General features: G+C 59.7%; 13 protein-coding genes. 7 read left to right on the forward strand and 6 right to left on the reverse strand.

All coding sequences use genetic code 11. The annotated features are described in order from the left end of the window. Positions 1-129: 129 nt before the first annotated feature. On the forward strand, positions 130-801 hold the full coding sequence (locus tag M5G20_RS25510) for a heavy metal response regulator transcription factor (protein WP_150734522.1): 672 nt from the start codon (positions 130-132) through the stop codon (positions 799-801). Further along, on the forward strand, positions 798-2,159 hold the full coding sequence (locus M5G20_RS25515; RefSeq protein ID WP_273921435.1) for a heavy metal sensor histidine kinase: 1,362 nt from the start codon (positions 798-800) through the stop codon (positions 2,157-2,159). Before M5G20_RS25510 ends, M5G20_RS25515 begins: the two co-directional genes overlap by 4 nt. A 47-nt stretch (positions 2,160-2,206) precedes the next feature. On the opposite strand, the gene M5G20_RS25520 is transcribed toward M5G20_RS25515, so the two are convergent. Further along, the gene (locus M5G20_RS25520) at positions 2,207-3,745 is read right to left on the reverse strand and encodes a cryptochrome/photolyase family protein (protein ID WP_273921436.1); all 1,539 of its coding nucleotides are present in this window, start codon (positions 3,743-3,745) and stop codon (positions 2,207-2,209) included. Between the two features lie 453 nt (positions 3,746-4,198). Between M5G20_RS25520 and M5G20_RS25525 the strand changes: the two genes are divergently transcribed. The 3 genes from M5G20_RS25525 (at position 4,199) to M5G20_RS25535 (ending at position 7,190) form a co-directional block, all read left to right on the forward strand. Then, positions 4,199-4,699 carry a chalcone isomerase family protein gene (locus M5G20_RS25525; RefSeq protein WP_273921668.1) on the forward strand — a complete coding sequence of 167 codons (501 nt, stop codon included), beginning with the start codon at positions 4,199-4,201 and terminating at the stop codon, positions 4,697-4,699. Between the two features lie 113 nt (positions 4,700-4,812). After that, complete coding sequence (locus tag M5G20_RS25530; RefSeq protein WP_273921437.1) at positions 4,813-6,384, forward strand: gamma-glutamyltransferase family protein; 1,572 nt, start codon at positions 4,813-4,815, stop codon at positions 6,382-6,384. Positions 6,385-6,497: 113 nt separating this feature from the next. Further along, positions 6,498-7,190: a GntR family transcriptional regulator gene (locus M5G20_RS25535; protein ID WP_273921438.1), complete on the forward strand. Its 693-nt coding sequence runs from the start codon at positions 6,498-6,500 to the stop codon at positions 7,188-7,190. Between the two features lie 10 nt (positions 7,191-7,200). Here M5G20_RS25535 and M5G20_RS25540 read toward each other — a convergent pair whose 3' ends face one another. From M5G20_RS25540 to M5G20_RS25555, 4 genes are read right to left on the reverse strand one after another with little or no spacing between them, the layout of a single operon-like run. Continuing rightward, a complete protein-coding gene (locus M5G20_RS25540) occupies positions 7,201-8,430 on the reverse strand; it encodes an amidohydrolase family protein (RefSeq protein ID WP_273921439.1) in 1,230 nt (409 codons plus the stop codon). Beyond that, on the reverse strand, positions 8,427-10,919 hold the full coding sequence (locus M5G20_RS25545; protein WP_273921440.1) for a branched-chain amino acid ABC transporter ATP-binding protein/permease: 2,493 nt from the start codon (positions 10,917-10,919) through the stop codon (positions 8,427-8,429). Before M5G20_RS25545 ends, M5G20_RS25540 begins: the two co-directional genes overlap by 4 nt. Beyond that, on the reverse strand, positions 10,916-11,785 hold the full coding sequence (locus M5G20_RS25550) for a branched-chain amino acid ABC transporter permease (RefSeq protein ID WP_273921443.1): 870 nt from the start codon (positions 11,783-11,785) through the stop codon (positions 10,916-10,918). The genes M5G20_RS25545 and M5G20_RS25550 overlap by 4 nt, the downstream gene beginning before the upstream one ends. A gap of 4 nt (positions 11,786-11,789) precedes the next feature. Beyond that, positions 11,790-12,983, reverse strand: a complete 1,194-nt coding sequence (locus tag M5G20_RS25555) for an ABC transporter substrate-binding protein (RefSeq protein WP_273921444.1) — start codon at positions 12,981-12,983, stop codon at positions 11,790-11,792. Positions 12,984-13,169: 186 nt separating this feature from the next. On the opposite strand from M5G20_RS25555, the gene M5G20_RS25560 reads away from it, so the two are divergent. Then, a complete protein-coding gene (locus M5G20_RS25560; protein ID WP_273921445.1) occupies positions 13,170-13,568 on the forward strand; it encodes a nuclear transport factor 2 family protein in 399 nt (132 codons plus the stop codon). A gap of 58 nt (positions 13,569-13,626) precedes the next feature. Here the strand turns inward: M5G20_RS25560 and M5G20_RS25565 are convergent, their stop codons facing one another. After that, positions 13,627-14,541 carry a LysR family transcriptional regulator gene (locus M5G20_RS25565; RefSeq protein WP_273921446.1) on the reverse strand — a complete coding sequence of 305 codons (915 nt, stop codon included), beginning with the start codon at positions 14,539-14,541 and terminating at the stop codon, positions 13,627-13,629. Positions 14,542-14,749: 208 nt separating this feature from the next. On the opposite strand from M5G20_RS25565, the gene M5G20_RS25570 reads away from it, so the two are divergent. Beyond that, positions 14,750-16,090, forward strand: a complete 1,341-nt coding sequence (locus M5G20_RS25570) for a nucleobase:cation symporter-2 family protein (protein WP_273921447.1) — start codon at positions 14,750-14,752, stop codon at positions 16,088-16,090. The last annotated feature ends 7 nt before the right edge of the window (positions 16,091-16,097 follow it).

Raw genomic sequence — 16,097 nt, forward strand, 5'->3', positions numbered from 1 at the left:
CGTGACTGAAAAAATCGTTGGGCATAATGAGCCGCTCATCCCGACAGGATGATTGCCCCCGGATTACCAATTTGTAATGTGAGAGGGCGGCATATCGGCTTAGCCTATGCGCCTGTTCTGGAGGAAAAGATGCGTATCCTGATCGTTGAAGATGAAGCGAAAACTGCCGATTACCTGCACAAAGCCTTGAGTGAGTCCGGGTATGCAGTGGACGTCGCCTTGAATGGTCTGGATGGCCAGCACCTGGTGCAAGAAAGTGAATACGACTTGATCATTCTTGACGTAATGCTCCCCGGCTTGGACGGCTGGCAATTACTTCAGATCATCCGGCGCAAGTGGCAAACGCCTGTGTTGTTCCTCACTGCACGTGACTCCATCGACGACCGGGTCAAAGGATTGGAACTGGGAGCAGATGATTATCTGGTCAAGCCTTTTTCCTACGCGGAGCTGCTGGCGCGCGTGCGTACGTTGTTGCGCAGGGGGCCGCCTCGCGAGGTTGAACAGTTTCTCGTTGCCGATCTGAGTCTGGATTTATTAGGGCGTAAGGTCACTCGCAGTGGCCAGCGTCTTACCCTGACCAACAAAGAATTCGCGCTCCTGCATCTATTGCTCAGTCGAGAAGGAGAGGTGCTATCGCGCGCGCTTATTGCCTCCCAGGTGTGGCAAATGAACTTTGACAGCGACACCAACGTTGTTGACGTTGCCATCCGCCGGCTGCGGGCAAAGGTGGACGATCCTTACCCGCTCAAGCTGATCCATACCGTTCGCGGTATTGGCTACCTGCTTGAGGTGCAATCTTGAAACTCGTGCCGAGCGCCTTGAGTGTGCGCCTTGCCGTCATGTTTGCCTTGGTCAGCATGCTACTGATGGGCGCTATCGGGTTTTATCTTTATCAATCGTTACAGCGAGAAATAGCCTGGCGCGACGACCAGGCTTTGCTTGGACGGTTACAACGCATGCAAGCGTTGATCAACGACAGCGACAGTATCGAAACGCTGCGCGGCCGGCCAAAGCTTTATGAAAACATGCTGGGAAATCGTGACAACCTGTTATGGATTGTCGATGACGCTGACAAGGTGTTAATCGAAATCAACCCTGCACAGTTGGTCTTGCCCAAGTTGCAGGCTACCCCAACGGCGCAACTGGGTGACGGCAACTACGCTGAGCCCGTCCGTCTGGCCTGGCTGACGGTCGTCAATGGAGACCGCCATCTAACCCTGATTGCCGCCAAGTTGCTGATTGAGCGCGAGCAGATGCTCAGCGTCTACCGATTCAAGCTTTGGCTAACCTTATCCGTCGGCGCTTTACTCGCCTTTGCGCTCGGCTGGTGGGTCAGTCAGCGTGGCTTGCGACCGGTGCGCCAACTGGCTGTGCGTGCCGCTGGCATTGATGTTCAGCATCTGCATCTGCGGTTGGATGACTTCAATGAACTGAGCGAGCTCCGAGTTCTCAGCAAAGCCCTCAATCAAATGTTGGCGCGACTTGAAGACGGGTTTGCCCAACTCTCTCGTTTCTCGGAAGATCTCGCTCATGAGATGCGTACGCCATTGAGCAACCTGATGGGCCATACCCAGCATATGCTCAGGCATGGCCGCACTGTTGATGAGTATCAGAACCTGCTGGTCTCCAACCAGGAAGAATACGAGCGACTGGCGCGAATGATTGACAGCATGTTGTTTCTTGCGCGGACCGAGCAATCACATATCTCGATCAAGCCTGAGCGCGTGGATCTACCCGAACTAGGTGCGCAGTTGTGCGAGTATTTCGAAGGCGTAGCGCAAGAGCGGGACGTCCAGCTCATTGATCAAACCAAGGGTGAGTTGGTGGCAGATCCGATCTTGATCCGTCGAGCATTGGCGAACTTGCTTGCCAATGCGCTGCGCCATGCTACGCCCGGTACTGCAGTAACCATCACCAGCGAGATTCGGGAAAACATGCTCGAACTCAGCGTGCACAACCACGGTGATCCGATTGCTCCGGAGCACCTGCCACGATTGTTTGAACGCTTTTACCGGTGTGACCCATCACGAAATCAACCGGACGACTCCGGCGGCCTGGGCCTGGCAATCGTTCGGTCGATTATGCAAGTGCATGGCGGTCGCGTGAGTGTTGACAGCTCTGAAAGCGGGACCAGCTTTTGCCTGGCGTTTCCCCTGTAAAACCCCTGGTCTCCTTTCAGGTCAGGCGGCAGCCATTGGATGACGCGTCAAAACGACTCCCCGGCATCCAGTCTGGCGAGCAGTTGCTCGCCCCGTTCCCAAAGTGCTTGCTGCTTGAGTCCAGTCATGCGGTCGAGGTTTTTGTAGACCATGCCCATGCGCTGATTGCTGCGCAACAGGTCGCCGTGACGCATCAGGAAATGCCAGTAAAGCGCATTGAAAGGGCAGGCATCGTCCGTCGTGCTTTCACTGACGTTGTACGCGCAGTTACGGCAGTAATCCGACATGCGCTTTATGTATTGGCCACTGGCACAGTACGGCTTGGAGCCCAGGTAACCGCCATCGGCATGCATGACCATGCCCAAGGTATTGGGCAGTTCAACCCAGTCGAACGCGTCCATGTAGATCGCCAGGTACCAGTCGCAAATCTGGTTTGGTGCAATGCCGGCCAGCAGCGCAAAGTTGCCGGTCACCATCAGCCGTTGAATATGGTGGGCATAGGCATGTTTCAAACTTTGGCCGATCGCCTGGCCCATGCAGTTCATTTTGGTGTCGCCCGTCCAGTAGAACTCCGGAAGCGGCCGGCTGTTGCCAAACAGATTGCCGCCGGCGTAGTCGGGCATTTTCAGCCAGTAGAGGCCCCTTACATACTCACGCCAGCCGATGAGTTGACGGATAAAGCCTTCGGCGGCGTTCAGGGGAATCCGGTGCGCCCAGTACGCCGCCTCGACGTCGCTGCACACCTGACGCAGATCCAGCAGGCCGATATTCAGCGCGGCGCTGATTCGCGCATGAAACAGGAAAGGCTCGTCACTGGCCATTGCATCTTGATAGTCGCCGAAGGCCGCCAGACCCCAATCGAGGAAGTAGTCCCACAAGGCTTGGGCATCGGCGTGGGTCACCGGGTAGTCAAAGGTGTCGAGCGCGCCGTAGTGGCCGGAGAAGTTTTCTGCCACCAGCGCCAGCACATCCTGGGTGATGGCATCGGCCGAAAAGCGCACGGGCGAGGGCGCTCTCATGCCTTTGGGCAGGGCTTTGCGGTTTTCGGCATCAAAGTTCCAGGCGCCGCCGACGGGGCTGCTATCACCATTGAGCAGCAAGCCGCTTTTACGGCGCATCTCACGGTAGAAGAACTCCATGCGCAGCTGCTTTTTGCCTTCGGCCCAGGACGAAAATTCGGCCCGGGTGCAAAGAAAACGGCTATCGCCATGCCACTGTATCGCTAAACCGCAGTCCTTGAACGACTGCTCCAGGCGCCAGTCACCGCACTCGGTCAGGTGCAATTCCTGGGGTTGCAGCAGTGACTGCAAACGCCGTAATTCGCCGGGTAACGATCCGCTGTTGTGCGGATCATTGAGGGTGACGTAGTGCACGCGCAGACCGCGCTGCCTCAGCGCCTCGGCAAAATGGCGCATCGCGCTGAAAATCAGTGCGATTTTTTGCGGGTGATGGGGCACATGGCTGGCTTCTTCCATCACCTCCGCCAGCAGCACCGTATCGAGCTCGGCGTCCAGCCCCTGCAATGAGGCCAGGTCGAACGACAGTTGGTCGCCCAGAACCAGGCACAGTCGGCGAACGTTGCTCATGTGCCGGTCTCCGGCGAAATACGCCTCCCCAGGGCGCCGCACATCTCATCATGAACGCAGTGCTGCACAAGTACGCAGGGAATGGAGGGACAAGCTGCAATCATTTTCTTATACATTGTAGGTTGTCGTGTATAGGTATGTGCATAAGGTAGGCCTAAAAAAACGAGCTGACAATGTGCGTCATGGCTGTGCGGTGATAACCCCGAGCCCATATCAACGGCAGCTCGACGGTCGCGTCGGCGACGCGGGAATCGTGCTGAGTCCCTTGGCACCTGCATTATTTTTACATGTCGTCGGTATCCGTTTTTTCAGGGGGCACTCGAATTTGAGACGAAAACTATACAAATCTATTATTTGGTATAACTTTTAAGGACGTTCATTGAGTCTTATCGAGGCCTTCGTATGACCAGGCAGCCGGACGGCCTAATCCGCCGCGTTATCTGTTTTGTTCTGATGCTCCAGAGCGCAGAACTGTTAGCTGATTGGCGTGAGGCTTTACCCGATGCTCGTCTGTTGGGGCGCGGGGACATGAGCGTGTTTGGTTTTTCTATCTACAGCGCGCAATTCTGGAGCCCGCGCCTGATTGCCGGTCAATCGCCAGGTGCGGATGTGCCTTTTGCGCTGGAGCTGACCTACCGTCGCGCGGTAAGTCGCGAAGATCTGGTCGAGGCCAGCATCAAGGAAATTCGCCGCCTGTCACCCAACCCTCTGAATCCAGCGTTGTTGACGCGCTGGGAGTGGGAAATGCAGCAGGCGTTTGTCGATGTGCGCGCAGGTGACCGCATCACCGGAGTCTATAAACCTGGAGAGGGCGCACGTTTTTACGTCGGCGAGAAACTGCAACATGTGGTGAGGGATATTGCGTTCGCCAACGCTTTTTTTGCGATCTGGCTAGACCCGCGAACACGCAACCCTGAACTGCGCGCCCAATTGCTGGGAACAGCGAAACCCTGAGGCCGGGGTGAGGCCAGGGCGCCAGCCCTTTTCCCGCAGGACACAGAAGGCATACATCTTGCTTTTGCTAACAATCAAACTACTGATAGCTAGCAAAAGAGAGCCTTTGAACCATGATCGCTACCTCCCGTCGTGCTGTGATCTGTACGCCCCATGCCGATGCCAGCGCCGCCGGCATGCGCATTCTCGACGCGGGTGGCACTGCCATTGATGCGATGCTGGCGGCCAGTGCCATGCTCGCTGCGGTTTTTCCGCACATGACCGGTCTGGGCGGCGATGCCCTATGGATGATCCACGACAGCAAGGTGCGCACCATCGTGGGGATCGGCCAGGCCGGGCAGCGTCTGCCCGAGGGCGCAAGCATCACCGTGCGCGGTCCGGCGTCGGTGGCCAGCACGGCGGGCGCGATGGCGAGCTGGAAAACCGCTGCGGACATTAGCCGCCAGGAATGGGGCTCCCGGCTGGGCTGGGCGGATCTGTTGGCAGATGCCGCCAGCGTGGCGGATGCAGGTGCCGTGGTTTCGCAATCGCAACTGTTCTGGCAAACCCTGCGTCAGCCGCTGATCGAGCAATTGCCGGACCTGCATCGCCTGTGCAAAACCGACGGGCGCTGGCTACGCGAGGGCGATACCCTGCGCCAGCCCGAGTTGGCCAACACCCTTCGGCATCTGGCGAAACACGGCGTCGAGGATTTCTACCACGGTGAACTGGCCGAGGCTTTCGGGGCCGCGTTTGATCGCCTCGGTTGTGGCTTGACGACTGCCGATCTGGCCGCAACCCGCGCCCCTGAAGTCGCACCGATTTCGGTCCGATACCGCGCAGGCCGACTCTACAATGTCGCGCCGCCGTGCCAGGGTTTGTACACCTTGCAGGCCATGGCCGCACTGCAACACAAGCCGCTGGCGCAAGTCGGCAACGGCAGCGCGCTCTACTATCACTATCTGGTCGAAGCGATCAAACAAGGCCTGCTGCGGCGCAATGCGCAGTTGTGCGATCCGATGAGCCAGCCCTGGGATTTTGCTGCCAGTCTCGACAGCGTGCAGATTCAGGCCTACGCCGATGCCATTGACGACCAGCGCGCGGCTCCGTGGAGCGAGCCGGGGCGTCCCGCCGATACCGTGTGGATGGCCGCAACCGATGCCCAGGGCCGTACGGCCTGTCTGATCCAGAGCCTGTTTCACGACTTCGGCTCGGGCTGCATTCTTGGTGACACCGGCGTGCTGTGGCAGAACCGCGCTGCCGGGTTCAACGCCAACCCCGGGCACGTCAACGGCTGGGCCCCGGGCAAGCGTCCGGCGCACACGCTCAACCCGTCCTGCTACCTGGCTGACGATGGCCGACGCTGGTTCTTCGGCACGCAAGGGGGCGATGGTCAACCGCAGACTCAGATGGTCCTGGCGACCCAACTGATCGACTACCAGCAGCCCATTGATCAGGCGCTGTGCACCCCGCGCTTTCTGTTGGGTCGCAGTTTCTTTGACAGCACTGACAACCTCAAGCTGGAAGGCGACATGGGGGCCGCGACGATTGAAGGCCTCGGGATGCTGGGGCATGAGGTGGAAATCATCCCTGTGCGCAGCCCCATGACCGGCCACGCCGGGATCATCGCCATCGATGCCGATGACCGACGCAGCGCCATGCATGATCCACGGGGCGAGGGCACGGGTCTCGGTCAGGCACACTGATCGTTGAACCGGGCATTTGCCGGGTGGGTGCCGCTGGCGGATAATGCCGCCGATTGCCCGCCATCCGCAGCCTTGTGTATTGGCCTGAGGCTTTCTGGACAACAGAGGAAAGGATGGGCTTGAGCACTGTCACCGCCAAACAGCTTGAGGTGCAACGTATCGTCGATGCGTTGTTCAAGGCTATCGCCCAGCATCGCCTGCCGCCTGGCACTCGATTGGTAGAGGCCCATATCGTCGAAACCCTGCAAGCCAACCGCAATCATGTGCAGGTGGCGTTGCAGCGTCTGGCGATGCAAAAAGTGGTGACCATCGAAGCCAATCGCGGCGCCATGGTTGCCCAGCCGACCGCGAGGGAAGCGCGAGATATTTTCAACGCTCGTCGCGCCATTGAGCGGGCGATTGTCGAGGCCATCACGCCGGCGGTGATGCGCAAACAGCGCCAGCGCATCGCCAAACATATGAACAACGAGCGCAAAGCCACCAACGACACGGATCGACGTGCCATCGTCCGCGAGCTGAGCGAATTTCACCTGCTGCTCGGCGAGATCAGCGGCAATGCCGTGCTGAGCGACATCCTCGCCAACCTGATGGTGCGCAGTTCGTTGATCGTCGCGCTGTATCAACGCAATGACGTGCCATCCTGTGCTTCGGATGAACATCAGGAGATCATCACCGCGCTGGAAAATGGCGATACCGAAAAAGCCGTGGCGGTGATGCTCGAACACCTGGACGAACTGGAAGGGCAGTTGGCCCTGGAAGAAAGTGCGCCTGAGGAATTCAACCTCAAGCAGGCGCTGATTGATTAGCCCTGGGGGGTTAATGACTCGGTTTCATCAACGTTGCCGCCGACCGATTGAACGTTTGCCTCCCACCCTTGTACCCCATGACGGGCGCGCATATTTCGGCGATGACCGCGGCAGGCGAGGGCGCGTCGAACACAATGAAGTCAGCGCGACAGCCCGGCATCAGGCCGTAATCCGCCAACCTCAACAGCCGTGCCGACTCGCTTGATACCCAGGCCAGGCATTGCCGCAGTTGCGCCACCGTGCCCATCTGACTGACGTTGGCGTACAGGTTGGCCTGACGGATCAACGACGCATCGCCATACGGCGTAAACGGGTTGCCGATGTTGTTGGTCGACACCGAACAGGTCACGCCGCAAGCCTGCAGATGCGCCAGTGGCGCCAGTCCCCTGGGTTTGTTGTGAAACGCCTCGCGGCCCGTCAGGAACAGATCGGTGCTGGGCAGGCATGTCACCTGTACGCCCACTTTGGCGAGATGCAGGCCAAGCGCTGTCAGTGGCTCCTTGGGCAAGGCCGACAGTTTGGTCGCGTGGCCGATGGTCACGCGTCCACCCCAGCCATGCAACTGCGTACAGCGTGCGACTTCGATGACGGTCATGCCTTCCGGGTTCAGGTCGAAATCCAGATGCAGGTCCAGATCGCAGTCGTAGCGCACCGCCAGTTCGAACAGGCGCTGGATCTGCCCGTTCGGGTCGCTGTCCATGTAGGGGCAGCCGCCGAGGACGGTGGCGCCGCTTTCCAGTGCCTGGCACAACAGCGCTTCAGTCCCCGGATTGTTCAGCAGGCCCTCTTGGGGGAACACGCAGATCTCCAGGCTGATGGCCCAGGCATAGTCAGCTTGCAAGCGGCGAATGGCATTGAACCCGGTCAGGCCGATCTGCGGGTCCAGCTCGACATGGGTACGAATGTGCGTGGTGCCTTGCACAATCGCCTTGTCCAGCACCTGGGCACCGCGCTGATAGACATCGTCTTCGCTGAACTCGGCTTTCGCTGCGCGCGTTTGCGCCACCGCTTCGGCCAGCGTGCCTTCATGCAGATGGCAGCGTTGCATGATGCAGGCCTTGTCCAGATGCAGGTGGGTTTCGATCAGGCCCGGCATGATCAGTTGGCCGTGCAGGTCGAGGGTTTGCCAATCGCTGGCGTCCTTGCTGAAGGTTGCGACGAAATAGCCGTCCTCGACCAGCAGTTCGCTATGACGGTGAGCATCACCCACCCGGGCATTGATGATTTTCAGGGCGCTCATGCGACGGCCCCTTCACCGAGGTAAGCGGCAGCCAGCTCTTTGTCGTCGCGCAACGCTGCGGCGCTGGCGGCTTTGACAATGGTCCCGGTTTCCAGCACATAAGCGCGATCCGCCACTTGCAGGGCGAGGTTGGCCATTTGATCCACCAACAGGATGGTCACGCCTTCGTCGCGCAGTGCGGCCAGTGCGTCGTACAACTCGCCGATCATGGCGGGCGACAAGCCCAGCGAGGGCTCATCCAGCAACAGAACCTTTGGCTTGGCCATCAGGCCGCGACCCACCGCGACCATTTGCTGTTCACCACCGGACAGCAGCCCGGCCGGGTTGTCGATGCGGTCGCGAAGACGCGGGAAGCGCTTGAGGATGGCCTCGATTTCAGCGTCGGCATCGAAGGCATCGCGGCGTGAATAGCCACCGAGCAACAGGTTGTCGCGCACACTCAGATAAGGGAATACCTGACGGCCTTCCGGCACCAGCGCCAGGCCTTTTGCCGCGATGGTGCTGGCGTTGGCCTGCTCGATGTTTTCGTTGTCCAGCAGGATGCTGCCGCCGCTGGCACGATGCAGGCCTGCCAGGCATTGCAGGATGCTCGATTTGCCCGCGCCGTTGGCGCCGAGAATCGCCACCAGCTCGCCGGGATTGACCAGCAGATTGACCTTGTCGACCACCGCCGATGCGCCGTAGTCGATGACCAGATCCTTGACGAACAGGCGCGCATCGCGGCTGCCATCCCAGGCCTGTTCCCGTGGTGTGGCCTGATAATCGGTGCCGCCCAGGTACGCGGCGATCACTTGCGGATTGCGACGGATTTCAGCCGGAGGACCTGACGCGATCGGCTTGCCGGCGTCGAGCACCAGCAGGTGCGCGGACACCGACATCACCAGCTCCATGTCATGCTCGACCAGAATCACCGAGAGGCCAAAGTCCGCCAGTTTGCGCAGCAGCAGGGCCAGATGATCAGTGTCGCGCCGACTGAGTCCCGCTGCCGGTTCATCCAGCAACAACACCGCAGGCGCGGTGGCCAGTGCGCGGGCGATTTCCACCAGGCGGCGATCCACATGGGGCAAGTCCTCGGCGGCAATATTCACTTCGCCGCGGTAGCCCACCAGTGCCAGCAGGTCCAGCGCCAGGCTTCGCTGCTCGCCAGTGGAAAGACTGAACGGCAGGCCCAGGCGACCTTTCTGCATCGCTACCAGCAGGTTGTCCATCACCGACATTTCGCCGAACAGCAGGGTGGTCTGATAAGTGCGAGCGATACCGGCCCGGGCGCTTTTCCAGGCAGGCAGGCCGGCCAGCGGCTGTTGCAATTCGATCTGGCCGCTGTCCGGAACATAAAACCCGCTGATCATATTCAGAACGGTGGTTTTACCCGCACCGTTCGGGCCGATGATGCTGGTGATGCTGCCGGCAGGTGCATGCAGGCTGACGTGTTGCGCAGCCTGCACGCCGCCGAAGCGAATGCCAATGTCAGTGACCCGCAAACCTGAAGACGGGCCACGGCTGCGCAAGTGCGCGGCGATGCGCTGCTGATCGATCTGCGTGGGTGGCAACAAGCGGGTCGGTTTGATCCAGCGTCGGGCGAGGGCGCCGAGCAGCCCGTTGGGCGCAATCCACAGCACCAACAGCAGCAGCACCGAGAAGATCAGCAAGCGGTATTCGGCAAAGTCCGACAGCAGTTCCGGCACCAGCACAATCAGCAGTGCACCCACCAGCGGCCCGAACAGCATCCCGCTGCCGCCGACAATCACCGCCAGCACAAACAGAATGGACTGGGAGAACGGGAAGGATTCAGGATTGATGAACATCAGCAAGGGTGCGAGCAAACTGCCCGCCAGTCCGGTCAATGCCGCCGACAGGGCAAACGCCAGGGTTTTGCTGATGACCGGGTTGAAACCCAGTGAGCGGGCGGCAATTTCCGAGGCTTTCACCGCGCGCATGGCCTTGCCCCAGCTGCTGTGGCTCAAGCGCTGATAGAACAGCAGGGCGCCAATCATCAGCGCACCGGCCAACAGGGCGAGGAAAGTCGCTGGATCAAGGCCGGCGAATTCCGGCAACGCAATACCCATCAAGCCGTTGGAGCCGCCCGTCACGTCCCGCCATTCGATCAGGCCGTGATGCACCACGAAGCTGAAGGCGATGGTGATCATCGCCAGATACGGTCCGCTGACCCGAAGTGCGGGAATCGCCAACAGTGCGCCGACCAGTCCGGCCACCACACCGGCCAGTGGCAGGACCAGCCACAACGGCCAGCCCGCCAGGGTCAGCAACGCCGACACATAGGCACCGATGGCGTAGAAGGCGATATGCCCGAAAGAAATCTGCCCACTCAGGCCGATCAGAATATTGAGGCCCACACCGACCACCGCCGCCAGGGCGCAGAGGGTGAAAACCAGCAATGAGTAGCTGTCGAGCGTGAACGCAATAACGCCGCAGACGATAGCGAGCAGGGCAATGAAGACCGGTGCGGCCAGGGTGTTGAGATTTTTCATACTTTTACCAATGCCTGGCTGCCGAACAGACCGTTGGGACGAATCGCCAGCGCGACAATGACCAGCGCAAACGTGAAGATCTGGGTGAATGCGGAGCCGAAATACAAGGTGATCAATGCTTCCGTCAGGCCGAACAGCAGCCCCGCCGTGAACACGCCGCCAGCGCTGGTGATGCCGCCGAGAATGGCCACCGCAAACGCCTTCAGGCCAAACAACATGCCCATTTCCGCGTTGACGCTGAACAGCGGCGCAATCAACAAACCCGCCACGCCGGCGAATACCGTGGACACGGCAAAGGCGATGGCGACCACGCGATTGACGTTGATCCCCATCAGCATCGCCGCGCGGGGATTCTGCACGCAGGCTTCCAGCACCTTGCCCAACCGGGTGTAACGCCGCACCAGATACAGCGCCAGGGCAATGCCGGCGCCTGCCAGCGGAATCAGCAATTGCAGCGCAGCGACGTTGCTGCCGAACAACTCGAAGTTCAGGTTGACCATGCTGCTTTCAAACTGGCGTGGCTCCTTGCCGAAGGTAAACAGCGCCAGGTTATCCACCAGAATGCCGCCCGCTACCGTCGCCATCAGCCAGGCCTGAGAACCGCGACTGTGGAAGGGCCGTACCAGCCAGCGCTCGATCACCAGACCGTACAGCGCACAGAGCATCAGCGTCAGCGGCAGGGCCAGCCACAGCGACCAGCCCCACGTGATGCAGAAGGTGTAGCCCAGCACCGCGCCGACCATCATGGCGCTGCCCTGGGCAAAGTTGACGGTGCGCGAGACGACGTAGGTCAGGTGGAAACCCAAGGCCAGCAACGCGTACATGCTGCCCAGGCCGAGGCCGGTGACGATGGCGGCGGTGAACATGGGCTTACTCCTCAGGCTTGAGCGGCACGATTTGGTCGTTGACGACGTGGGTGAACAGGTAGTCGTCAGGCCCCAGCGCGTCATGCCTGGATGCGGTGAACGGTTGCTTGTACTGCTTGATCAAGCCGTCGTATTCGTTGATGGCGTAAAACCCGTCGCGCACAGCCTTGCCGTCGGTGCTGCCGGCTTTTTCGATGGCCAGCGCGGTGAGGTGCAGCGCGTCGTAGGCATTGGCAATGCCCACTGCCGGCGTAACGTCAGCCAGCGTCTTGATTTGCGGGTAAGCCGCTTTCAGCGCGGCCAGCAGGGCATCGCCCTTGGCGCTGTTGTTCTCGGTGAACACGTAGGTCTGAATGAAATGCACGCGAGATGCATTGGGCCCGGCCAGCTCGCCAAAGCGACCACCGGCCGGTCCCCAGTGGGAGACCACCGGCACGTCCCAACCCATGCGATCCAGTGACTTGACCACCTGTGCCGAGGGGCTGACGTTACCGACCAGCAGCAGGGTGTCCGCACCGGCGTTTTTCAAGCGGGTCAGCTGTGGCACCACGTCGAGATCGCTGTCCTGGATACGCTCGACACCGGCGTTGGCCATGCCGCGTTTTTCCAGGGCGCGTTTGAAGCCAGCCTCGTTGGACTCGCCCCATGGATTGTTGATGAGGATCATCCCCGGCTTCTTCATGCCGTGGTCGACGCCGTATTTCACCAGCGCTTCATCCACCAGTTCATCGACGGCGGAAACCCGGAACACATAGTTATCGGCTGCGCCGTTCTCGGTGATTTTCGTACCGGCCGCCCAGATGCCCATGAACGGTATTTTCATCTGATTGACCAGCGGCACGATGGCCAGGGAAACCGGCGTATCAAGACCACCAAAGAGCACGGTGACTTTTTCTCGCTGGACCAGTTCGCGAGCGGCGAGTATGCCCTTGGACGGGTTGCTTTCGTCGTCACGACGCACCAGTTCCAGCTGACGCCCGAGCACGCCGCCGCTGGCATTGACCTCGTTGATGGCCATGGTCAGGCCCCGGGTCAGCGCCTCGCCGGATTTGGCCGACTGACCCGAAAGGGCGGCGACCAGGCCGACCTTGATCGGCGGTTCGGCCGCTTGCGCGGCACCGGACATTGCCAGGTTGAGCGTGACTGCTGCAGCCACGGGAAACAGCAGACGTTGCAGGTTTGGAAGCCGGATGGCCATAGTTGAATCTCCTGATTGCTAGCAGTTGCATAATTATTGCTAGCAAGTAGGATGCCAGTCACAACAGCCTCCAAAACAAGCGCTTTTGCTGGCTATTACGCCGCTTTTCGCTCCAAAAGAAGGCGGCTTGCACCATGCAAAGGCGTTTTCAGTCACTGGTCATTCCTTAAGTCAGGAGTTTTAGCGATGTCGGAAATCAACAAAGATGTACAGATTGTTAGCAATTTTCTTGAGGCCTCCATGGCTCCGGATCCGGTCCGGGCAGCCACGTTCATGAGCGACGATGTAAAGATCACCTTCACCGGTGGCCGCGCCATGCCCGATCCGCAAACCATCACCGCGTTCAACGGCTCACGCTACGCCTGGGTCAAGAAGGCCTTGGGAAATTTCGACTGGATGGACCGGGGCGACCACACCGTGGTGTATTCCAACGGCACACTGTTCGGCGAATGGCCGGACGGCCGCCGCTTCTCCGGCAACCGCTATCTGGACCGCTTCGAAGTGCGTGACGGCAAGATCACGCATATGGACGTCTGGAATGACAGCGCGGAGTGGTTGTTGGCGCCGGAGATTGCCAAGGGGTGAGAGGGCGTTTTTGTGTACTTTAGGTGAGCTTTTTCAGCCTGCAGCCGTTTCAGATTGGTCACAACGTGGTGATCTGTCCATTGCGATCCAGTTCAAACACTTTGTTGCCCTGCAGTTTCTCTTTCAGCCAGCGGCCAGCCTGGCCCAATGGTCGCTGGCGCGCCCACAAGAGGTCGACGCCAATCTGCCAGTCGGTGTGCGGGTAGGCCGAGAGGGGTAGTTCCACCAGTTCGCCCCGGGCCAACTCGCGCTGGATGAGTTGACGGGGCAGGGTGGCCCAACCGAGCGCAGCGCGGACCATTTCCAGCAATGCCAGGTAGTTCTCCGCTTGCCACAGTTGGGTCGAGCGCAGGTATTCGCTGCTGGGTAGTTTGTTGGCGTGCGCGCTGAATGCGAGGCGTCGATGCACGTGCAGGTCCTCGAACGTAACGGTGTCGAGATGTGCCAATGGATGATCGGGATGGCAGACGTGCAGCATGATCAATTTGCCCAGTTGCTGGAACGCGAGTTCCTTCGGATAGCCCGGTTGTGAAAACGCCACGCCAAGCTCCGCCTCTCCACTGCTCACCAGTTCACTGACGTCACCGTGCACCGGATGGCGGATGATCAGGTCGACGAAGGGAAACGCCTGCTCGAAGGCCTTGAGCACCGGCATGATCGGCCCGTAGGGCGTTTCAATAGCCAAGGTCAGGCTGGGTTCGACGTTTTCCGACAGGCATTGGGCGTGTGCCTCGAAGGTCATGCAGCGCTCGAGCACGGCTTCGGCCTGGATCAGCAGTTTGTGGCCGCTGGCGGTGAGGGCAGGGCTGCGGTTGGTGCGGTCGAACAGATCAACGCCCAAGTCGGTTTCGAGATTGGCAATCGCTGCGCTGATGGTCGATTGCGTCTTGCCCAGCTTACGACCAGCGGCGGAGAACGAACCGCTTTTGACCACTTGGGCGAACATCTGCAGTTGATCGAGTGAGAAGCGCAATCGGTTTACTCCTGGTCGAACGGGGCGGTTTAAGCATCAAGAAGAGTGCTTGAGTGTGCCGCTTGTACGCCATCGAAAAAAGCGATGGTTGCTAATTTGTTTCATCGCTAAAAGCGCTCGAATATGGCCCTGCGTCAATCGATCCGGGGGGATGCCCCTGAGAATGTCTGCGACCACACCATACGCCGCACCTTCAGGAGCTTGTGACATGAATACACAACGCATTCATCCGGTGGACGAGGTTTTGCCCCTGCGGCAGCTGTTCACTTTCGGCTTGCAGCATGTGCTGGTGATGTACGCAGGGGCGGTGGCAGTGCCACTGATTCTGGGCAGTGCCATGGGGTTGACCTCGGCGCAGATCATCTTGCTGATCAACGCCAACCTGCTGACGTCCGGCGTGGCGACGCTGATCCAGACGCTCGGGTTCTGGAAATTTGGTGCGCGCCTGCCGCTGATTCAAGGCTGCTCGTTCATTGCCCTTGCGCCGATGATCATGATCGGCAAGGAGTTCGGGCTCAGTCAGATATTCGGGGCGGTGATTGCCGCAGGTTTTATAACTATTGCGTTGGCACCGGTATTCAGCCGTCTGTTGCGATTCTTTCCGCCCGTGGTGATTGGCAGTCTGATCACCATCATCGGTATCTCGCTGATGCCGGCCGCCGCGATCTGGCTGGGCGGCGGCAACCCCGACGCGGCAGATTTCGGCAGCCCGGCCAATCTGCTGCTGGGCCTGGCCACGGTCAGTGTCACGCTAGTGATCTACGCCAAATTCAAAGGCTTCATCGGCAACCTCAGCGTACTCATCGGTTTGTTCGTCGGTAGCCTGATTGCCGCAGCCTGTGGCATGACCCATTTCAGTCGAGTGAGCGAAGCGGCGTGGTTTGAACTGAGTGCGCCGTTGGCGTTCGGCGCGCCGGAATTTTCGCTGGTGCCGATTCTGATCATGACCCTGGCAATGTTGGTGATCATGGCCGAGACCACTGGCAATTGCCTGGCCATCGGCAAATTGACCGGCAAGCCGACCACCCAGGAAACCCTCGGCAATGCGTTCCGCGCTGATGGCCTGTCGACCATGCTCGGTGGTTTGTTCAACAGTTTCCCCTATAACGCCTTCACTCAGAACACCGGTTTGATAGCACTCTCCAACGTCAAGAGCCGATTCGTTGTGGCCGCTGCCGGGGCAATCATGGTGCTGATGGGGTTGTTTCCAAAACTGGGTGCATTGATCGCGGCGGTGCCCACGCCGGTGCTGGGTGGCTGCGCGATCGTGATGTTCGGCATGACCACGGTGGCAGGCATTCAGGAACTGTCGCGCGTGCAGTTCGACGGCACCCGCAACGGCATCATCGTTGCGGTCTCGGTCAGTGTCGGCGTGTTGCCGATGTCTTTTCCGGCGTTGTTCGAACACGTCGGCCCTACGCTGAAACTGGTGCTGGACAGCGGCATTTTTCTCGGTGCAATCACCGCCATTCTGCTCAACGTACTGCTCAACAATGAAAAAAAGTCGACCGACCGCGTCGGCGTCTCAGCGGCTGAATCAGTCGATTGATCTTTTG

Origin of the sequence: Pseudomonas sp. TNT2022 ID1044 (genome assembly GCF_028656895.1) — a bacterium.
In the GTDB taxonomy this organism is placed as follows: Bacteria; Pseudomonadota; Gammaproteobacteria; order Pseudomonadales; family Pseudomonadaceae; genus Aquipseudomonas; species Aquipseudomonas reinekei.